Source organism: Streptomyces sp. NPDC050759 (assembly GCF_044456945.1).
Classification (GTDB): Bacteria; Actinomycetota; Actinomycetes; order Streptomycetales; family Streptomycetaceae; genus Streptomyces.
Genome location: NZ_JBITGI010000010.1, coordinates 135022 through 154606, shown reverse-complemented (window position 1 = coordinate 154606; position 19585 = coordinate 135022). Strand labels below are relative to the sequence as shown.

Genomic DNA, 19585 nt, shown 5'->3' with positions numbered 1-19585 from the left:
GCGGTCATGCCGGGCAGGAGCGGACGCGGGTTTCACAGCGCCTTACCGGGATTGAGAATGCCCCGCGGATCGAACACCTCCTTGATGCGGCGCTGCAACGCGTGTGCGGCGGGCCCGAGTTCCTCGGCCACCCACTGCCGCTTGAGCACCCCCACCCCGTGTTCGCCGGTCAGTGTGCCCCCGAGCCTGAGCGCCAGCGCGAAGATCTCTCCGGCCGCCTCCCACGCGGCGTCCGGCAGCCGGTCCAGGTCCGGGTCGACGACGATGATCGGGTGCAGGTTGCCGTCCGCCGCGTGCGCGATGGTGAACACGGGAACGTCGTGCCGGGCCGAGATCGCCCGGATCTCCCGCACGGCCCGGGCGAGCCGGGAGCGCGGCACCGCGATGTCCTCGATCAGCGGCCGGCCCAATCGCTCCAGAGCGGGCAGGGCGAGTCGGCGGGCGGCCAGCAGCGCTTCGGCCTCGACCGGATCCTCCGTCGTCTCCACCGTTGAGGCGAGGGGCCCGAGCAGCCGGGCGACGGCTGCCGTCTCGGCCGCCGCACCCGCCCCGTCGCACTGCACCACCAGCAGCGCGGCCCCCCGCTCCCGCAGCGCCGGGTCGATGGCGTGCAGCACGGGCCCGTCGACGAGCTCGGCCAGCGCGGGCTCGACCCCTGCCCTCGCGATCGCGTACGACGCCTCGGCCGCCGCCTCGAAGGACGGGAAGTACGCGGCGAGCGTGGCCGTCGCCACGGGAACCGGCCTGAGCCGGAGCGTCGCCGAGGTGATCACCGCGAGGGTGCCCTCCGAGCCGGTCAGCAGCGCGGTGAGGTCATAGCCGGTGACCCCCTTGACCGTACGACGGCCGGTGCCGATCACCGTCCCGTCGGCGAGGACGGCCTCCAGACCGAGCACGCTGTCCCGGGTCACCCCGTACTTCGCGCACCGCAGGCCGCCCGCGTTGGTCGCGATGTTCCCGCCGATCGTGGACAGGGCCGCACTCGCCGGATCGGGCGCGTACCGCAGTCCGTGCGCGCCCGCGGCCCGGTCCAACTCGGCGGTGATCACGCCTGGTTCGACGACGGTGAGCTGGTCGTCGGCCGAGAGTTCGAGGATGCGGTTCATCCCGGAGAGATCCAGCACCAGGGCGCCCTCGTCCGCCGTCGCCCCGCCCGACAGGCCGGTGCCCGCGCCCCGGGGGACGACCGGGACGCGCAGTTCGTGGGCGTGCCGCAGCGTGACGGTCACGTCCTCGGTGCGCCGGGCATGCACCACGGCCAGCGGCTCGCCGGTGGGCCGGGTGCCCGAGCGGTCGGTGGCGTGGGCGGCGAGCACGCCCGGGTCCGTGCTCAGCCTGTCGGGCGGCAGATCGCGGGCCAGCAGCCCCAGGAAACGGGCCGACACGGTGGTGTCCTGTGTTGCCGTCATGGGTTCAGCGCCCTGGTTCCGGTCGCGAGCAAAGAGAAGTCCTACTCTCCATCAGGCGGCCTGGCCGGTGGCGGCGCGGTGGGCGAGTTCCTGCCGCACCAGCGGCAGGACGTGACGGGCGTAGTCGATGGCGTCGTTGAGCGGGTCGTAGCCGCGGATCGACAGCAGGTCGCAGCCGATGTCGACGTAGTCGAGCAGGGCCTGCGCCACGGTCTCCGGAGAGCCGACCAGGGCGGTGGACGCCCCGGCCGCGTTGGTGGCGACCGCCGGGGCGGTCCACAGGCAGCGGTCGTGGACCTCACCCCGCTCGGCGATGTCGAGGAGGCGCTGCGAGCCGACGTTGGCCGGGCGCCCGGCGGTGCGGTAGTGCCGCAGCAACTCGGTGTTGCGCGCCTGGTCCTTGAGGACACCGAGCGTGCGGTGCGCCTTCTCCCAGGCCAGTTCGTCGGTGGGCGCGATGATCGGGCGGAACGACACCCAGATACGGGGGTGGGGGCGCCCCGCGGCATCGGCGACCGCGTTCACGGCGGCGATCTGTTCGCCGGTCTCCTTCAGCGGTTCGCCCCACAGGCCGAAGATGTCGCCCTGCTGTCCGCCGACCCGGTACGCGTCCGGCGAGGAGCCGCCGACGGAGATGGGAATCAGCCCGTTCACCGGCTTCACGTCCGAGTAGTAGCCCTCGAACCGGAAGTGTTTGCCCTCGTGCGAGACCGGCCCGTCGGACTGCCACACCTTCCTCAGGATCTGGATGTACTCGTCGGAACGCTCGTACCGCTCGGCCTTGTTGAGGTAGTCGCCCTCCCTGCGCTGTTCCTCGTCGCTGCCGCCGGAGATGATGTGGACGCTCAGCCGCCCGTCGCTGATCCGGTCCAGAGTCGCGAGGGCACGGGACGCGTGCGTGGGGAAGACGACGCCCGGCCGGTGGGCCAGGATCGGGCGGATGCGTTCGGTGTGGGTCGCGACGAACTGGGCGACCTGGAAGGCGTCCGGCGACGCCGAGTGATAGGCGACCAGGGTGTGGTCGAAGCCGCCGTCGTCCAGGGCGCGAGCGTACCTGCGCAGGTGGTCGCGGTCGAAGCCGGTGCGGCTCGCGGCGGCGGGACCGGAGGCTCCGGAGTCGGTGTGGACGGCACTGATGAACTCGACAGGCATGAGGGCTCCTAGTGGAGAAGGGACGTGTCGGCCGACTTCGCCACGTCGACGTTCGGCTCCAGGACCCCGATGCCGTTCATGAGGTCGGCCACGTCCTGGACGGTCTTGTTCACGTCGTCGGTGATCGGCAGGACCTTGCTGTACGCCGCCGAGGCCAGCGTCGTCGCGACGGAGGCGTCGGCGCCGTTGCGGGTCTCGATGGCCTTGGCGTAGGCGTCCTGGTGGGTGCTGGTCCATTCCAGGGCTGTACCGAGCCGCCTGAGGAAGTCGGCGAGCGCGGCCTTCTTCGAAGGGTCGGCGAGGACCTGGTCGGAGGCGCCGACGAAGCCGTAACCGCTGACCCGGCCGTCGGCGCCGTCCACCAGCAGCTTGCCGCCCTGCTCCAGGCCGACGGCCTGGTAGACGCCGAAGGTCGCCCAGGCCTTGATCTTCCCGGAGGCGAAGGCGGCCTGCGCGTCGGTCGGCAGCAGGTACTGCACTTTCACGTCCGAGTAGCTGAGCCCGTTCTGCTTCAGCGCATTGGCCAGCAGGTACTCGGCGATGCTGCCCTTCGCGGAGGACACCACGACCTTCTGGCCCTTGAGGTCCTTGACGCTGTCGATGCCGGAGTCCTTGCCCACGACGATGCCGACATGCCGGCCGTCGTTCTTCAGGGCGGCCACGTTCTTGAACTTCACCCCACCGCTGAGGGCCTGGAGGGCGGGGAGATCCGCGGAGTACGTCGTGTCGGCGGCGCCCGCCTGCACGGCCTGGTAGAGCGGGGCGGCGCCCTCGAACTCGGCCCACTTCACCTTGTACTTGGCGCCCTTGAGGGCACCGGAGGCGGCGACGATGGTCTGGAGGGTCTTGGCCTGGTCGCCGATGACGAGGGTGCCGTCCTTCGACGAGGCGTCCGCCGAGGAGTCCGCGCCGCAGCCGGTCAGCGCCAGCAATGCGGAGAAGCTCAGGGCGGCGGCTGCGATTCTGCGGATCACGACGGGGTTCCTTCCAACGTACGGGTCACGCCGAGCCAGTTCAGGAGGCGGGCGCGCAGGGAGACGAACTCGGGGGCGGTCAGATCACGGGGGCGGGGCAGGTCGACGGTGAGCTCGTGGGCGATACGGCCCTCGTCCATCACCAAGACCCGGTCGGCGAGCAGCAGCGCCTCCTCCACGTCATGGGTGACCAGGAGGATCGCGCAGCCGTGCCGCTGCCACAGCTCGGCCACCAGCTGCTGCACCCGGCCCCGGGTGAGGGCGTCCAGGGCGCCGAACGGCTCGTCCAGGAGCAGCAGTTCGGGCTCGCGGACCAGAGCGCGGGCCAGGGAGACGCGCTGGGCCTGGCCCCCGGAGAGCGTCTTGGGCCACACACAGGCGCGGTCGGCGATGCCGACCTCGGCGAGGGCCCGTTCGGCCAGGGCACGGTCCGGACGCCCGGGCAGCCCGAGGACGACGTTGCGCCACACCTTCAGCCACGGCAGCAGCCTCGGCGACTGGAAGGCGGCACTGCGGCGGGCGGGCACGGTGACCTCGCCGCCGATCTCCTCGTCGAGCCCGGCGAGGATCCTGAGCAGCGTCGACTTCCCGCAGCCGCTGTGGCCGAGCAGGGCCACGAACTCGCCCTCGCGGATGTCGAGATCGAGCGCGTGCAGCACGGTGTTGCCGTCAAAGGCCCGCGAAAGCCCGCGTATCTCCACGCTGTCGGCCATGTCTACGCCTCGCCCTCGAAGTTGGCCCGCCAGGTCAGCAGGCGGCGCGAAAGGATCCGTACGGCGAAGTCGCAGGCGAGTCCCAGCAGCGCGTACACGACGAGGCACAGCACGATGACGTCGGTGCGGAAGTACTGCTGGGCGTTGCTCATCAGATAGCCGAGCCCCGCGTCCGCGTTGACCTGCTCGGCGAAGACCAGCGCCAGCCACGCGGTCGACAGTGCGTACCGGAGGCCCACGAGTGCCCCGGGCAGCGCGCTCGGCAGGATCACGTACTTGATCAGCCCGAGTCGGCCGAGCCCCATCATCCGTGCCGCCTCGACGAGTTGGGAGTCGGTGGAGCGGATGCCGCCGTAGATGTTGAAGTACAGCGGGTACGTCACGCCGAGCGAAACGAGCGCGATCTTCGGGGTCTCGTCGATGCCGAACCAGACGATGAACAGGGGGATCAGACCCACCCAGGGGATCGCCCGGAGCATGCCCATCGAGGAGTCGATGACGTCCTCGCCGAGCCGGAACAGCCCGGCGAGCAGGGACAGGCTCAGCGCGATCGTCGCACCGATGAGGAAGCCGGTCGCGGCGCGGCGGCCCGACGCGGCTATGGCGCTGGGGAGTTCGCCGTTCCTGGTCAGCTCCACAGCCTGGTTCAGCACGTCGACCGGCGAGGCCAGGACGGACTCCGGGAGTACCCCGGTGGCCGAGGTGAGGAACCAGAGCAGGACGAGACCCACGGGGCCGGCGGCCCTGCGCACGGAACGGGGCACCGTGACACGGCCGCCCGTCTTCGTGGTCCCGCGGATGGTGATCCGGGCGGGCTTGTCCAAGGTGGTCGGCAGTGCCGGCGAATGCGTCGTCATGGCCGGCTTCCCTTCGTGGCCGGGCGGTCCGGGTCGGCGGACCAGGCGGACCAGGAACCGGGGAAGAGGGCCGCCTCGAACCCGGCGATCTCCAGCGCCGCGATCTGGTGGGCGGCGGTGACGCCCGAGCCGCAGTACACGCCGATCCGGTCGGCCGTAGCGGCACCCAGCTCCTCGAACCGCTTCCGCAGCTCCCCGGCCGGCAGGAAGGTGCCGTCCGCGGCGAGGTTCTCCCCGGTCGGTGCGGACACGGCGCCCGGGATGTGACCCGCGCGTGGGTCGACCGGCTCCACCTCACCGCGGTACCGCTCGCCCGCCCGTGCGTCCAAGAGCAGTCCCCAAAGGGGGAGTTCGGCGGCCTCCTCCGCATCGAGAACGGGGAGCGCGTCCGCGCGCAGGACGACGTCACCCGGCGACGGATCCGCCGGAAGCCCTGATTCCAGGGGCAGTCCGGCGGCCCGCCAGGCACTGAGTGCGCCGTCGAGCAGCGTCACCCGGTCGAGCCCCGCGTGCCGCAGGAGCCACCAGGCCCGGGCGGCGGCCGTGTTGCCCAAGTCGTCGTAGACGACGACCGGTCGGCCCTCGCGGACGCCCCAGGCGCGCGCCGCCTCCTGAAGGTCCCCGATCGCGGGCAGCGGATGCCGGCCGCCCTCGGGGCTCGGGGCGGAGGCGAGTTCCGTGTCCAGGTCGACGTAGACCGCGCCCGGGATGTGTCCCTCCACGTAGTGCTCGCGGCCGTGTGGATCGCCCAGCGCCCAGCGGACGTCCAGCAGGGTCGGGGGAGTGGCGGAGGCGAGCTGCTCGCGGAGCTCGGCGATGGTGGTCGTGACGGTCATGCCCGCTCCTCGGCGATCAGCGGCAGCTCGGGGGACAGGCGCAGCCGCTCCAGGAAGAGGACGACCGTCGCGGCGGCGGTGCGGTGCAGGGCGTCGTTGAGGACGTCGTGCCGACCACCGTTGAACAGGACCGTCCGGACGCCCGCGTACGCGGCGAGCGCCTCGTCGACCGGGCTCACCGTGTCGTCCTTGCCGTGCAGCGCCAGGACGGGGACCTGAACGCGGTCGAGGTGGAGTCCGGGCAGTTCGGGGACCGTGTCGAGCGCGCCCCGCCGGAAGTGCGGGTCGTTCGCGAGGCGCCCCTGGTGGGTGGGGCAGCCGGTACGGGCCTCGACCTCGGCCTCCCAACTCCCCGATGCCCAGGGGACGGTGGGTAGACCGACGAGGATCAGGGCGTCGATGCCGGGCGTCCGCTCGGCGGCCAGCCGGGCGGCGTACAGCGCGCCGGTGTCGGAGCCGACCAGCACCTTCGGGCCGGGCAGCGACTCGTCGGCGAGGAGCTTGGCGGCCTCGTCGAGCACGGCCGGATCGGCGGACGCGTCGCCGAGGGCGCGTACCCGGTAGGCGTCGAAGGCGAGCCGGCGGCCGAAACGCTCGTAGACACCGCCGTGTTCGCCACGGCCGGCCAGCACGATCAGGGTGCCGCGCGCGGCGAGACCTTCGGGTTCGTCCCAGGAGGAGGATGAGGGCATGAGGGGGTCAGCTCCCGTTTCAGGGCAGGGGGCATCCGTACGGAAAGGAGCAGCCGGAGACGGCTGTCACGTGTCAGCGGGAAGAGAGCGCGGTCGACTCGGACCGCGAGGAGAGGTTGCGGAGGATCAGCGACAGCGCGCGCTGCACGCCACGCCGAAGTCGATGACTCGGCGCTGCGTCAGAAGGGCAGCGGTAGCTGTCGCGTGCAACATGCGTTCATCATGACCGGCCGTGACGCACCGCGTCCAACGACGATTCCGCATCGAAACCGATCAGGGATCGCGATCGATCGCGCCGAGCGGCTAGGGTCACGGCATGCCCCAACCCGTCCTGGACATCGTGGCCCTGCGCAGCCTGACCGCGATAGCCGACTGCGGCGGCTTCCACCGTGCCGCCCTGGCTCTCACCCTGAGCCAGTCCGCCGTCAGCCAGCACGTGCGCAAACTGGAGAAGATCCTGGGGCGGCCCGTCGTGGAGCGCGAGGGGCGCGGCACCCGCTTCACCGCCGAGGGGCGCCTGCTGCTCGAACAGGCCCGCCGGATCATCGCCGTCCACGACGAGGCCGTACGCACACTCCTCGGTGCCGACGGTGACACCGTCACGATCGGTTCCACCGAGCACGCCGCCGACCAGTTCCTGCCCCGGCTGACCGCCGCGGTCGAGGCGGTACGGCCCGGCTGCCGGGTCCGCTTCCGCATCGACCGCTCCGCACGGCTCGTGGAGGCCGTGGAGCGCGGGAGCGTGGATGTCGCGGTGTACGTCACCGAGGCCGCCGCGACCGAGGGCACCCGCGTCGGCGGCCTGCCGCTGACCTGGCACGCCGTGCCCGGCTGGGAGCCGCCGCCGGCGCCCGCTCCGGTGCCGCTGGTGGCCATCGAGGACCCGTGCGCGATCCGCCGCCGGGCCATCGCGACCCTGGCCGCGCGAGGAGTGCCCGCCACGGTCGTCGGGGACGCCGGCTATCTGGCGGGCGTCCTGGACATCGCACGTACGGGGCAGGGGGTGGCGCTGCTGGCGGCGGTCGGCCCCGCCCCCGACGGACTGACTCCCTACGAGGGTCTGCCCGAGGTCACCCCGATCCCCATGAGCGCGCTCGCCCGCCCGGGCGCGGACCCGGCAACCGTCGAGGCCGCCTTCGCCGCGGTACGGGAGCTGTTGGCGTAGGGCGGGTCAGCCACTGACGGAGACGGAAGCGGTCCCCGGGGCGCGGAGCGCGTCGATGACGGGCGCCCAAGCGGTCTCACCGAGTGAGGCGTCGGCGTGCGGTGTCCCGCCGTAGCGGAATGTCTTCGAGGACTCGGCGGGGCCCTCGCCGGGGAACCGCGGCCGGTGTCCTGCGTCGTCATGGCTGATCAGGCGAACCGAGCCTCCCGCCGCGCGGCGTCGTGCGGCCAGCTGTTCGGCATACCGCAGGGAGGGCCACATGGCGTCGTCACCACCGGCGATGATCAGCACGTCGGCGCGGGCCCGCTCCACCGGAATCGCGGCGGCGGGCACGTGCGTGGCGAAGGTCCGCTCGCTGAGGTCGTACCACCCGCCGATGGCCACCGGGCCGTCGGCCCGCTCCGCCGGACGCCAGGCGTCGTCCATGGGCACGAAAGGCAACGGCCGCCCCCGCCAGGTCCAGGAGGAGCGATACGGATGCCGGCGGCCGTCAACACCGGGTCCGACGTTGCACCAGACCAGTGCGGTCGGCGACACGCCGACGACCACGTCCACGAGCGGCTCGTGCACCGCCGTGAGCAGGGCGGCCTCGGCGCCCTTGGACACGCCGAGCACGCCGACGCGCTCCACCCCGCGAGACCGCAACAGGGCCACTCCCGCGACGAATGTCTCCAGCGGGATCTCGCAGATGCCGGCCGCCTGACCGGGCCCGCCGAACCAGCGAATGGCCAGGGCGACAAGGCCCTGCTGAGCCAGAAGTCGCGCGCGCCCCCGGTCGACACGACCGCTCGACCCCGCCAGGACCAGGACCCCGGCGTCGCTGCCCGCGGCCGGCTCCAGCAGGACGCCTTCCCAGGGAGCCGTCACCTCGTGCTCGACGATCTCCGACTCGCTCACACGCGTGGGGTCCGCGTCCTCGATCACCACGCAGGCGTCCCTAGCCGTCGAGCATTTTCGCCAGCACCGCGCGCTGCAGCGGCAGCACCTCGGAGTGCAGGTCACGGCCCTTGCGGGTGAGGGACACCCACACGCCCCGCCGGTCCTCCACGCACATGGACCGCTCCACCAGACCGTCCTTCTCCAGGCGGCCGATCAGCCGGGACAGCGCGCTCTGGCTCAGATGCACCCGCCCGACGAGGTTCTGCACCCTGCACTGGTCGCCCTCCCGGGGCGACTCGGTGGCGAGGATGTCGAGCACCTCGAAATCGCTCGCTCCGAGTCCGTGCGGGTGCAGCACACGGTCGATCTCGCACATCGTGCGCGCGTGCACCGCCAGGATGTCCCGCCACCGTTCCTCGAGGCCGGTCGCGACCGTGTTCACCGCCATACATGCACGGTAACACCGATGCGGCCGTTTGTTGTCTGTGCAACTAGTGCATGCGCAAGGAAAGGCGTCAGGCCTGCGGATCCTGGGTGATCCCGACCAGGTTGCCGTCCGCGTCCTTGACGAAGGCGATCAGCTTGCCGCCGCCGACGTCCTGGACGTCCTGCAGCGTCTCGGCCCCGGCCGCCACCAGCGCCGCGAGCGTCGCCCGGATGTCGTCGACGTGCCAGTACGGCACCGGGCCGGTCATGCCCCGGGCGTGCCCGTTCGGGTCGAGGCCGACGTCCTGTCCCGCGTCCTTGAATCCGACGTAGTACGGCTCGTCCGCATACGGCTCCACCCCCAGCAGTGCGCTGAACAGGGCCTTCGCCGCGGGCAGGTCCTTGACGGGGTAGATGATCGTCTTGAGGCCGGCAGTCATGGCGTACTCCTCGGTGAGATGTCCGCGACGGTTGTCGTCAGTGGTTGGTCAGTGGTTTCACGCTAGGCCCGGGAGCGGCGGGCCGCTTCTCCGATCCTGACCGGTCACCGCCCGGCGGGCTCCGGCGGGAGTCGTGCCCGAAGCTGCGTCGTCGCCCATTCCGAGCGCGCGACCCTGCGCGTCGGCGAGGTGTTCCTGAAGGCGGACGCTGATCGGGCGCGCATCGACGCCGAGGTCAAGGCGATGGCCCTGGCGCCGGCCAGGCCGGCCGGAGTATCACCGCGCTGGTGGCGGAACTCGACGATCAGTGCGAGTGGCTTGTGACGAACGGCTTCCTGCCCGGTGACCTGGTCACCACCCGCAACCGCCAGGTCGCCGAGGTCGCGCTGCGACCGTAGACGCCGGCGTTCACTCGCGACGCAGGTGACGAGGTCCACGGTGACAATCCGAATCCGCGGTCCGCGCCGCAAGAGCGTGGGGCCGGCTACGTGCTCGCGTCGCCTGCTCAGGGGAGATGACGCGGCCCCCAACCAGGCCGGTGCCGCCGGCCTCGGCACCCACGTCGACGCCCACGACCGAACAGCCAAGCGAGGCGGTGGCCGAGGCGCTGTCTGTGGGCCCCGGAACACCGCCCAGCAGCCGACGCTCCAAGTAGCGGCCTCGTAGCTCGGCGTATCTGGGTATCCCGTGACAAAAACTTTGGGCCCCTTTACCGATGAACCCCTCTCGCACGCCAACACAGACTGCATGCGTGCATCCCAAACAAGGTCAAAACACCCCAGATGGCCCGCCCAGTCGCACGGCTGTGATCGGTGATGTCGCCGTCCCGAAGAGAAGCGCTGTGCGAGCCGGGATTCCCTACCGCGGCCTTCTTGCCGCAAGCAGCCGCCAACTGCTCGGTAAGCGCGTCATGGACATTGTTCTCGCCCTGCTGGCACTGATCCTGCTGTCGCCGGTCCTTCTGGTGACGGCAGCCGCGATCAAGTTGTCTTCCGCGGGGCCGGTCCTTTATCGACAGGAGCGAGTCGGCCGCGACGCGAAGCCCTTCAGGATGTTCAAGTTCCGTTCGATGTGCATGGACGCGGAGCGTCAGCGGTCGGCGTATCGCGACCTGAATGAATGCACCGGTCCCAATTTCAAGATTCGTCACGATCCGAGGGTCACCGCGGTGGGACGCGTCCTTCGCAAGTGGAGTATCGACGAGCTGCCACAGCTGCTGAACGTCATACACGGCGAGATGAGCCTCGTCGGCCCCCGCCCCCCGCTGCCGGACGAGTGCGAACGTTATGGCCCACGCGAACGGCAGCGATTGCTCGTGAAGCCCGGTCTCACCTGCATCTGGCAAGTCAGCGGCCGCTCCGACATCGAGTTCACTGAACAGGTGCGGATGGATCTGGACTACATCGCCAACTGGAACCTCGTCATGGACGTCAAGCTCCTGGCCCGGACGGTACCGGCCGTGCTCGAACGCCGAGGCGCCTACTGAGATCTGAGCCGCTCACACCAACAACTTCATGGCGGCCGCCGTCAGATCAGCCTCTTCCCCACCCCAGGAATGCAGAACCAGCGCCTGATGGGCGAACATCGCACACCAGACGTTCGCGATGTCCTGATCGCCGGAGAAGAGCACTCCTCCGTCCGCTCGCACGAAGCCGAGCAGCGCCCGCGTCAGCCCCTCCAGACGTCCGGCCCAGTCGTCACCCCGCAGGTATCCATGGCCGCGCAGCAGAAGTCCGATACGCAAGGCCTGGGCGAGAACGTCGGAACGTACGATCCCCCCTGCCCTGGTCTCCGCAAGGGTTCCGTCAACGGCCTGGAGTCCCATGAGGCGGGTGTAGAGCCGCTCGACGACCTCCAGCGCTCCGTCGTCGTCCGTGGCGGACGCCCCGATGAGCAGGCCCTCGATCCCGTAGAGGAGCGGGTGCAGTTCGCGGCACGGCCACGCTTCCCGCAGCATTGCCTCCCAGTGCTCGCAGGTCCGGTGACAGATCCGCCTGAGAGGTGTTCCGAGGACGCCGTCAGGGATCCGGAGCAGGCCCGCGGCCGCTTTCAGATGGTGCGGACCCGGTTGCGTCGACCAGCGGTCGGGAAGCGGCGCGCCGTCGACCTTGTCGTGGGACTGGAGGACGGCGGCTCCCGAGGACATGCTTTCGATCATGTCGCAGAGGCCGACGGCAGGCTTCTCCCACGCATCCCCCGCATCATGCCGGTCGACGTCCCCGAAACACGCGACTCCCCGCGCCGCCATCGCCAGGTCGAACGTGAACACGCCGGCGTTCCGCCAGTCGGAGCGACCGGTCGACAGATACAGCCGCGTCGGCGGAACTCCCCGTTCCGACGAAGTGCGGGTGATCCAGTCCAACGCCTGCCGGCCGTGCTCGAGTGCGTCCGCGGCACCTTGCGGAGAACTCGCCGCGCCCGACGCCAGCCAGGCCATCGCGTTCAGGTAGTAGCCGGTGATCTCGAGGTAGACGAACTCCAGTTGCCCTTTCCCGTCCAGCCACCCGGCGACCGCTCCGCACTGGGCGCCCTCCTCGATCTGGACCCCGCTCCGCAGCAGCCATCGCTCGATGCGCCGGGCAGCCTCCGCTGTCTCGGTGGACGACCCGGTGCCGGTGGTGGAGAACGTCGTAGTCATCGCCTGTTCTCCGTATCTGCCACGCGCGCGTGAGGGACGAGCCCCTCCTCAGGCCGGACAAACTGGACCATGACAACCTCCGGGCGTAGCCGGTCAGGGATATCGGCGTCAGCGCTACCGCCGACCGGTGGTCGACGGATTCGCGGTGCAGCCAGTCTGCGGTGGTGCCGGAACTGGTTCATCGGTGATCGGACCCAAATTTTCGCGGTGGGATACCCAGATACCGCGGGCGGCCATGACGGCACTCAGAGGCTCGGCGCCGTCCCCCGGCTCATCGTGTGCGCTCGTCGTCGAGCGGTATCGCGGCCTCTTTACGTGTGTGGACGCCGAGTTTCGCGAGCACGGTGGCCACATGGTGTTCCGCGGTCTTGGGGGTGATGTACAGCCGGGCCGCGATCTCGCTGTTGGTGAGTTCTTCGCACAGCAGGCGCTGGACCTCCCGCTCCCGCTTGGTCAGGCCGTACGGGTTGGCGGACGTCGAGGCCCGCTTGCCGTACGGGGTGCGCCGTACCCCCGCCGCCCGCAGACGTTCCCGGGCGCGGTCCGCGGCGGGCCGGGCCCCCAGGGAGCGGAAGGTCTCCAGGGCCTGCCGCAGGGCGGGTACGTCACCGCCGAGGCCGGCCAGCGCCGCGTCGTACGGGCAGTCGAGTTCCTCCCAGACGCGCACCGCCTCGCTCCACCGCCCGGTCAGTTCCAGGGCGTACGGCTCTGCCGCGCGCGTCTGCGGGGGGTCGCCGCCCGCCAGCCGGGACCAGCGCAGCATTCCGCCGACGAGCCAGGGGTCGCTGTCGATGGTGACCGCCTTCAGGCCGTGTTCGGCCTCCGCCACGGCGAGGTTCTCGTCACCTTCGAGCCAGGCGGCCTCGGCGCGGGCGGCCCACACCGGGCCCGCCAGGAAGAGGTCGGCCTCTTCGACGTATGAGAGTGCCTCGTCCAACAGCAGCCATGCCCCCGGTTCGCCTCGGCGGGCCCTGACCAGCGCCGACGTCACCAAGGGGAGTAGCCGGTGCAGGGGTTGGGGGTTCCGGTCGAGCATGTCGCCCGCCGTCTGGGCGGCCTGTGTCCACTGGCCGCGGTGCAGCATGCCGAGTCCGGCCGCTCCCAGGGCGGGCACGAGGAACATCGGGAGGTCGTGTTCGCGGCAGTACGCGTAGGTGCGGTCGGTGAGGCGATCGAGACGCGGAAGGTCGTGGTGGAGTGCGGCGGTCCAGCAGGCCACCGCCCCGATCTTGCAGGCGTCGTCCGCCATGGCGTCGTCCTCGGCGATGGCCGCCTGCCAGGCGTCCTCGAAGTCCTGCCAGCCCCGCCCGTGGCAGGCGACGTCGACCAGGGCCTCGTAGAGACGGGAGCGGAGCGTCAGCGCGGGTTCGTCCAGGCGCAGTCCCAGCTCGGCGCCCTTGCGCGCGTAGTCGGCGGTCGTCGCGGGGTCGTGGCCGAGGCAGGCCAGTTGGGCGAGGTTGGCGTAGGCCCAGGCGAGTTCGCGGGTCGGGCCCGCGCCTTCCAGTACGCGCACGGCGTCCAGGCCCGATCGCCAGGCGTCCGGCACGTGCACCGTCAGCCAGTGCATCTGGGAAAGCCGGCACAGGTCCGTCGCCTCGTGGAGCCGGTCACCCTGCTCGTGGCGCAGCCGGGCCGCTGCGTCCCAGGAGTCGATCGCTTCCGTAAGGTTCCCGGTCATGTAGCTCTCGTAGGCCTGGGCCTCCAGCAGGTCGCCGCGCTGTGCGGGTGATGTGGCGGCCGGGTTGCGCAGGGCGCGCCGGTAGAGGTCGGCGGCCTCCCGGTGCGAGCCGAGCGCCGCGGCGTAGGCGGCGGCCCTCGGGGCGTACTCGGCCAGGGCCGCTTCGTCGCCGGCCTGCTCGGCGTGGAAGGCGAGCTGCGCGAGATCGGCCGGGTCGACCGGGTCGGAGCGCAGGGTCGCCAGGACACGGCCGTGCAGCAGGGCGCGTCGGTAGACGGGGAGGGACTCCCAGACGGCCCGGCGCGCCAGCTCGTTGCGGAAGTACAGCACCGGCCCGTCCGGGCGCAGCACCCCCGCGGTCAGACAGTCCGCCAGTCCCGGGGCGGCGTCCGGTGTCACGGCGGTGATCAGCGGTTCGGTGGCACGGGGCCCGATGACGGCCACCGTCCGCGCCACCTCCCTGGCCCGCTCAGGCAGCCGCGCCATGCGGCCCAGCACCGCTTCGCGCACGGTGGTGGGGACACCGTGGGTACGGGCCGCCAGGACTTCCGTGACGTAGAACGGGTTTCCGTGAGTGTTGCTGAAGAGCTCGTCCGCGTCCACGGGGTGCCCGGCCGCGGCCGTCAGATCGGCGACCGCTCGGCGGCTCAGCGGGGGCAGCGTGCAGCGGTGGACCGTGGTGAGAGCGGCGAGGTCGCCCACCAGTGCCGCCAGGGGGTGCGCGGGCCCGACCTCGTCGTCGCGGTAGGTGGCCACGAGCAGCAGGGGGAGTTGGTCGATCCGGCGGGCCAGGAAACGCACCAGGTCCAGGGTGGCCTGATCGGCCCAGTTCAGGTCCTCGATCACCAGCAGTGTCGGCTGCCCGCCGGCCCGGCTGCTGAGCGCGGTGAGTACGCCGCTGAAGATTCCGCCCGGGTCGGTGCGCCTGCGCAGCCCCGCGCGCAGGGCCGGAGAGGCCGGCGGGCCGAGCAGCGTGGCGATGTCCATCAAGGGACCCAGCGGGCGCGGCGTGGACAGGGGGTCGCAGGCTCCGAGCAGCACCCGGGCGCGCCCGGTACCGCTGAGCTGCTCCGCGAAGCGCCGTACGACCGAGGTCTTGCCGATACCTCCCTCACCGCGCAGCAGCACCAGCTGTCCGTCGCCGTGTTCGGCCTGTTCCAGGCAGTCCGCGAGATCCCGCAGTACGGCGCCGCGTTCGAGAAGATCGGTCACGGCTGTCTCCAGCGTGGAGCGTACGCATACCCGTACGTGTTCCAGTCCTACGTGTACCTGTACGCCTTCCAGTCTAAGGATCTTCGGGCGCGAGCGCCTTCTGGCCCCAAGGCGCTGGACGTCGGCGACCAGCCTCACGTAACAACGTCGTCGCTCGGCGTATCTGGGTATCCCGCCGCGAAAAACTGGGTCCGGTCACCGATGAACCCACCTGGGCGGCACCACAGACTTCTGGTATGCGCCCCAAACTGGACGAAACGACCCCAGACGCGACGGAGAGAGCTCGCCGACCGTCCGCCGTCCCTGAGATCCACCTGTTCGAACCCTCGGGATACGCCGGAGTCTTCCAGCACGCATGCCGCCTCGGTCAGCTCCTCGGCCGGTCCGGTCGGCGCGTGGTGCTCCACACCGGGCACGAACACGAGGACGTGCGGATCGAGGGCGTCGAGCTGTGCCCGTGCTCCTGGTGGCCACGTCGCGGTGACGGCGCTCACCACTCCGGCGCCATCGCCCGCAGGTTCGTCAGCCGTACCCTGCCGCACCTTCACACCGCGGTGCCACGCGGAGCGGTCCTCCATGTAGAGGGCATCGCCGCGGCGGGCGCGCTGACACTTCTCGCGCTGAGCGTCGCGCGGCTCCGGGATCGCCAGGTGATCTACTCACCGCACGACACGTTCTCGCGACGGGGGCGCGTGGACGGCGCGTTGCTGCGGCTCGCCCTTCGAGTCCCGCACGCGATCATGGTCTACTCCCGTGCGGACGTCGAGGTGCTTCGCCGCCGCGGTCTCGACGCGTACTGTTCTCCGCTGGTCCAACTCGTGCCCGAACCCTCGGACGACGAGCGGCTCCAGTGGCGCGACGCGTGGCGGGCCGGTTCGGACGTGTCCGTCGTCCTGTTCGCCGGATGCATCCGACCCGAGAAGCGGCTCGACGTGCTCGTCGAGATTGCTCGCCACTGGCCTCGGAATCGGCGCCTGGCCGTCGTCGGCGAGGACCGCGGTGGGTGGCCCCACTGCGCGGAACTCGCGAAGACCTACGGCGTCGACGTCGCCGCACACGTGGAGTTCATCGAGCTCGCCCGGTTCGCGGCGGCGATCTCCGCGGCGGATCTCGTCGTCCTGCCCTACGACAAGGCGAGCCAGAGCGGGGTGCTCGCGGTCGCCCGTCAGCTGGGCACCCCGACCGTCGCGGCGAACGTCGGCGGCCTGCGGGAGCTGGCCTCGCAGACGTTCGAGGCGGGCGATGCGCACGATCTCAACCGTGCCATCGACGCGCAGCTGGCCTGCGCCGTGGCACCCGACCCGGCTCTCGACGAGAACCTGGCGGTCAGAGAACACCTACTCGCGTACGGGGTTGCTTGACATGACAACGGATCTGGATCGGCATGTCCTCAAGACCTCCGCGGCATCGGACGGCACACGGCCCACCGCGCCACAGGCCCGTGACACGGGTGCGGGCCCCGTCCGGGTCCAGGACGTCGTGCGCTGGTGGCCACTCGTGGTGCTCACCACACTCGCCGCCGTCGTGGCGACCCTGGTGGCCCTGGGGCAACGGGCCCCCTCCTACAGTGCGACCGCGAGAATGCCGGTCACGCCGCTCGCACAGTCGGACGAGACGTTCCTCGGAACCAGCCTCATCCGTGATGCGGGCGACGCCAACCGCACCTCCGCGACGGTGGCGCGACTGCTGGACTCCCAGCGCGTCGCGGCCCAGACTGCCCAGTCCCTCGGAGGTCACTGGACCACCGCGTCCGTGCGCTCCGCCGTCGACGTCAAGGTCGGCGAGACGAACGTGATCGAGATCAAGGCCCGAGCGGCCGAACCGGGCCAGGCGGCCCGCGTGGCAACGACGTTCGCACAGACCGCTCTGAAGGACCGGTGGCGGACGATCTCCGCCCAACTGGACCGCCGTATCGCCTTCGCGGACAAGAACACCCCCGCCGATCCGAACGCCGGGGACGAGTCCCGAAGGCTGCAACTCCTCACCTACGTCCGCCAGAGCGGCGCCGACCCCACCCTGAGCATCGACTCGATCAGCCCGCCGGTGCGCGTCAAGGAGATGCCCGAAGCGGTGATGATCGGCATGGCGGCGGTCGGAGGGATGTTCCTGGGTGTTCTCCCGGCCATCGGGATCGAGCGCCACAGGCGCCGCGCGCGGTACGAAGCCGCTGTGGCCGCCGAACACGAGGCCCCGGTGTCCGCACCGGCAACCCTGGGGAAGTGAGTCCGATGCCGTTCCCTGCTCCCGTATCGGCGCCGCCCCGGCGGACCCCACGCCTCCTGGGCATGCCCATCCACGCGGTGACGCTGGACCAGGCTGTCGCCCAGGTGTTCGACAGCTTGGCGGTCGGCCGGGGTGGGACCGTGCTGACGCCGAACATCGACATCGTGCGGCAGTACCGGCGCTCGCCGGAGCTCCAGCGGGTGTTCGAACACACCGAGCTCGTCGTCACCGACGGAATGCCGCTGGTGGTCGCGCTGCGAATCCGGCGGACCCCGGTGCCCCAGCAGATCACGGGCACGGACATGCTCCGGGCACTGGCCGCGGGAGCGGGCGCGCGCGGGCGCTCGATCCTGCTCGCCGGGGGGCGTTCCGGCGAGGCACAGCGGGCCGCCGACCGCCTCACGCGGGTGAACCCGGGGCTGCGCGCCGAAACCCACTCGTGCTACGTCCGGCCCGACACCATGGCCGCGGAGCTGGCGGCCCTCTCGCGCACACTGATCGCCTCGTCCCCGGACATCGTGTTCCTCGGTCTGCCCTTCGCGAGCCAGGTGTCGGTCATGACCGATCTGCGCGCCGCCCTGCCGGGCACCTGGTTCGTGGGCGTGGGCTCCAGCTTCGACTTCATCAACGGCGATCGCACCCGTCCCCCCGAATTCGTGCAACGGCTCTGCCTGGAGTGGGCCTGGCGGCTCATGAGGCAGCCCTGGCTCTGGCGCCGCTACTTGCTCCACGGGATCCCCACCGCAGCTCGCCTGGCCGTCGACGCCCTGCGTGCGGGGTGGCGGCGCGACGAGTCGACGTCGGCCGGCAGCGCGGCACTGCCGTGAGCGTCGGCAGCGAGATGGTCACCAGGCCGCGCGAGCTGACGGGGCGCGGTCTGATCACCTCCGCGTCGTGGATGACCGGAAGCCATCTGATCGCCCAGGCCTTCGCCTACGGATCGCTCATCTTCCTCGCGCGACGCCTGCCGCCCGCCAGCTTCGGGACCGTGGCCGTCGGTACGGCCGTCGTCTACATCACGACCCTGCTGGTGGACCACGGCACGTACGGCGCCATCATGGTGCACCCGCGTCCCACCCGGTCCTATCTCGTACGCGCCTTCTGGCGCTGCTTCCTCATCGGCGTGGTACTCGGCGCGGTGATGGCGGCGTCCGCCGGGCCCCTGGTGGGCACCTTCGCGGACGGCGGAGACGCGCCCGCCGTCGCCCTGCTCGCGGTCTGCCTGCCGCTGCACGCGATCGGCATCGTCCCCACCGCCCTGCTGCACAAGTCGATGCGGTTCCGGCGGCTCGCCGGCGCGACGGCCGTCGCCAACGTCGGGTCCGCGTCGATGGCTGTGGTCGCGGTCCTGGCCGGCGCGGGCGTCTGGTCGCTGGTGGCGCGCCAGGTGGCGCTGTTCGCCCTGCTGGCCGTGCTCACCACCGTGCTCTGCCGCCCCACACTGCGCCACCGCTCGGCGGTGCCGAACCCTTCCGGCGTCCATGGACACGAGCACAGCGGCGATCGCTGGTTCTTCCTGTTCGGCGTGACCATGATGCTGGCCGCGAACATCGACTACCTGGTGGTCGGCCTCTCCAGCGACGCCAGCCTCGTCGGCCTGTACGCGCTGGCGTTCACGATCGCCATGGCGCCCTCGACGCAGTTCTCGGAGCAGGTCGGAAAGGTGCTCTTCGCCGCCGCCGCGTCCAGTCCCGAGACCAGCGGGGTGCGGACGGTGCAGTCCGTGCGCCTGATGTCGACGCTCCTGCTGCCGTTGGTGCCGGTCGGCATCCTGCTGGCACCGGTGCTGCTTCCGGCGGTCCTGGGGCCCGAATGGGTGGGCATGGTGGCCGCCTTCCAGGTGCTGTGGGTCGCCGGCATCGGCTTCGCCATCGACAACTGCATAGGAGAGGCGCTCTCCGGGACGGGACACATCGACTTCCGCGCGAAGGTCATGGCCGTCCGCTGCGGCGCCACCATCGTCGCCCTGTGGGTCCTCGTGTCGATCGACGGCATCCGTGGGGCCGCGCTGGCGCACCTCACGGTCTTCGTGCCGTACGCGGCGGTGTACGCCATCTTCGGCGCACGGCTCGCCGGAGCCGCACCCGGAGAGCTCTGGCACGCTCTGCGCCCCGTCGTGGCCGCGGTGGCATGCCAGGTGGCGGTGACGGTGGCCGCGCTCGCAGCCCTGAGGGCCGGGGGGACGTCCGGCGGCGTCTCCGTCTGCGCCGCGGTCGCCGCCGGACTGGCGGTCTCGGCATTCTTGCTGCTCCGACCCTTCGTGGGGAGACGATCACAGTGACCTCGGCAGT

18 protein-coding genes and 1 pseudogene are annotated in these 19585 nt (G+C 71.1%); 7 read left to right on the top strand and 12 right to left on the bottom strand.

Annotated features, from left to right (window positions below; translation table 11 throughout):
• Positions 1 to 32 precede the first annotated feature (32 nt).
• Genes ACIBJB_RS28080 through ACIBJB_RS28050 form a run of 7 tightly spaced genes read right to left on the bottom strand, consistent with a single transcriptional unit; the run spans position 33 to position 6633 of the window.
• On the bottom strand, positions 33 to 1409 hold the full coding sequence (locus ACIBJB_RS28080) for an FAD-binding oxidoreductase (protein WP_398934307.1): 1377 nt from the start codon (positions 1407 to 1409) through the stop codon (positions 33 to 35).
• Between the two features lie 51 nt (positions 1410 to 1460).
• On the bottom strand, positions 1461 to 2561 hold the full coding sequence (locus ACIBJB_RS28075) for an LLM class flavin-dependent oxidoreductase (protein ID WP_398934305.1): 1101 nt from the start codon (positions 2559 to 2561) through the stop codon (positions 1461 to 1463).
• Positions 2562 to 2569: 8 nt separating this feature from the next.
• Entirely contained in the window at positions 2570 to 3535 is a 966-nt protein-coding gene (locus tag ACIBJB_RS28070) for an ABC transporter substrate-binding protein (protein ID WP_398934303.1), read from the bottom strand.
• Entirely contained in the window at positions 3532 to 4248 is a 717-nt protein-coding gene (locus tag ACIBJB_RS28065; RefSeq protein WP_398934301.1) for an ABC transporter ATP-binding protein, read from the bottom strand. Before ACIBJB_RS28065 ends, ACIBJB_RS28070 begins: the two co-directional genes overlap by 4 nt.
• A gap of 2 nt (positions 4249 to 4250) precedes the next feature.
• Entirely contained in the window at positions 4251 to 5105 is an 855-nt protein-coding gene (locus ACIBJB_RS28060) for an ABC transporter permease (RefSeq protein ID WP_398934299.1), read from the bottom strand.
• The gene (locus tag ACIBJB_RS28055; RefSeq protein WP_398934297.1) at positions 5102 to 5941 is read right to left on the bottom strand and encodes a sulfurtransferase; all 840 of its coding nucleotides are present in this window, start codon (positions 5939 to 5941) and stop codon (positions 5102 to 5104) included. The genes ACIBJB_RS28060 and ACIBJB_RS28055 overlap by 4 nt, the downstream gene beginning before the upstream one ends.
• Positions 5938 to 6633: an alpha/beta hydrolase gene (locus ACIBJB_RS28050; RefSeq protein WP_398934295.1), complete on the bottom strand. Its 696-nt coding sequence runs from the start codon at positions 6631 to 6633 to the stop codon at positions 5938 to 5940. The genes ACIBJB_RS28055 and ACIBJB_RS28050 overlap by 4 nt, the downstream gene beginning before the upstream one ends.
• Positions 6634 to 6949: 316 nt before the next feature.
• Between ACIBJB_RS28050 and ACIBJB_RS28045 the strand changes: the two genes are divergently transcribed.
• Positions 6950 to 7798, top strand: a complete 849-nt coding sequence (locus tag ACIBJB_RS28045; protein WP_398934293.1) for a LysR family transcriptional regulator — start codon at positions 6950 to 6952, stop codon at positions 7796 to 7798.
• Positions 7799 to 7804: 6 nt separating this feature from the next.
• Here ACIBJB_RS28045 and ACIBJB_RS28040 read toward each other — a convergent pair whose 3' ends face one another.
• From ACIBJB_RS28040 to ACIBJB_RS28030, 3 genes are all read right to left on the bottom strand, one after another.
• Entirely contained in the window at positions 7805 to 8725 is a 921-nt protein-coding gene (locus ACIBJB_RS28040) for an acyl-CoA thioester hydrolase/BAAT C-terminal domain-containing protein (protein ID WP_398934291.1), read from the bottom strand.
• Between the two features lie 10 nt (positions 8726 to 8735).
• Positions 8736 to 9125: a MarR family winged helix-turn-helix transcriptional regulator gene (locus tag ACIBJB_RS28035; protein WP_398934289.1), complete on the bottom strand. Its 390-nt coding sequence runs from the start codon at positions 9123 to 9125 to the stop codon at positions 8736 to 8738.
• Positions 9126 to 9192: 67 nt separating this feature from the next.
• A complete protein-coding gene (locus ACIBJB_RS28030; RefSeq protein ID WP_359382519.1) occupies positions 9193 to 9543 on the bottom strand; it encodes a VOC family protein in 351 nt (116 codons plus the stop codon).
• 96 nt (positions 9544 to 9639) lie between these two features.
• Between ACIBJB_RS28030 and ACIBJB_RS28025 the strand changes: the two are divergent.
• Together ACIBJB_RS28025 and ACIBJB_RS28020 are read left to right on the top strand one after the other, a co-directional pair.
• Positions 9640 to 9938: pseudogene (locus tag ACIBJB_RS28025) on the top strand (hypothetical protein); the annotation flags it as partial.
• Positions 9939 to 10294: 356 nt separating this feature from the next.
• Positions 10295 to 11029 (top strand): sugar transferase, encoded by a 735-nt coding sequence (locus ACIBJB_RS28020; protein WP_398934287.1) that lies wholly within the window; start codon positions 10295 to 10297, stop codon positions 11027 to 11029.
• 12 nt (positions 11030 to 11041) lie between these two features.
• Here ACIBJB_RS28020 and ACIBJB_RS28015 read toward each other — a convergent pair whose 3' ends face one another.
• Positions 11042 to 12181, bottom strand: a complete 1140-nt coding sequence (locus tag ACIBJB_RS28015; RefSeq protein WP_398934285.1) for a hypothetical protein — start codon at positions 12179 to 12181, stop codon at positions 11042 to 11044.
• Positions 12182 to 12452: 271 nt separating this feature from the next.
• Positions 12453 to 15071 carry an ATP-binding protein gene (locus ACIBJB_RS28010; protein ID WP_398934283.1) on the bottom strand — a complete coding sequence of 873 codons (2619 nt, stop codon included), beginning with the start codon at positions 15069 to 15071 and terminating at the stop codon, positions 12453 to 12455.
• Positions 15072 to 15466: 395 nt separating this feature from the next.
• Here ACIBJB_RS28010 and ACIBJB_RS28005 point away from each other — a divergent pair, with 395 nt between their 5' ends.
• The 4 genes from ACIBJB_RS28005 to ACIBJB_RS27990 all read left to right on the top strand — a co-directional run bounded on the left by ACIBJB_RS28005 (position 15467) and on the right by ACIBJB_RS27990 (position 19575).
• Positions 15467 to 16432, top strand: coding sequence for a glycosyltransferase (locus ACIBJB_RS28005; RefSeq protein ID WP_398934281.1), 966 nt, complete (start codon positions 15467 to 15469; stop codon positions 16430 to 16432).
• 1 nt (position 16433) lies between these two features.
• Positions 16434 to 17294: a hypothetical protein gene (locus ACIBJB_RS28000; protein WP_398934279.1), complete on the top strand. Its 861-nt coding sequence runs from the start codon at positions 16434 to 16436 to the stop codon at positions 17292 to 17294.
• A gap of 62 nt (positions 17295 to 17356) precedes the next feature.
• Positions 17357 to 18121, top strand: a complete 765-nt coding sequence (locus ACIBJB_RS27995) for a WecB/TagA/CpsF family glycosyltransferase (RefSeq protein WP_398934277.1) — start codon at positions 17357 to 17359, stop codon at positions 18119 to 18121.
• The gene (locus ACIBJB_RS27990) at positions 18118 to 19575 is read left to right on the top strand and encodes an oligosaccharide flippase family protein (protein WP_398934275.1); all 1458 of its coding nucleotides are present in this window, start codon (positions 18118 to 18120) and stop codon (positions 19573 to 19575) included. The genes ACIBJB_RS27995 and ACIBJB_RS27990 overlap by 4 nt, the downstream gene beginning before the upstream one ends.
• The last annotated feature ends 10 nt before the right edge of the window (positions 19576 to 19585 follow it).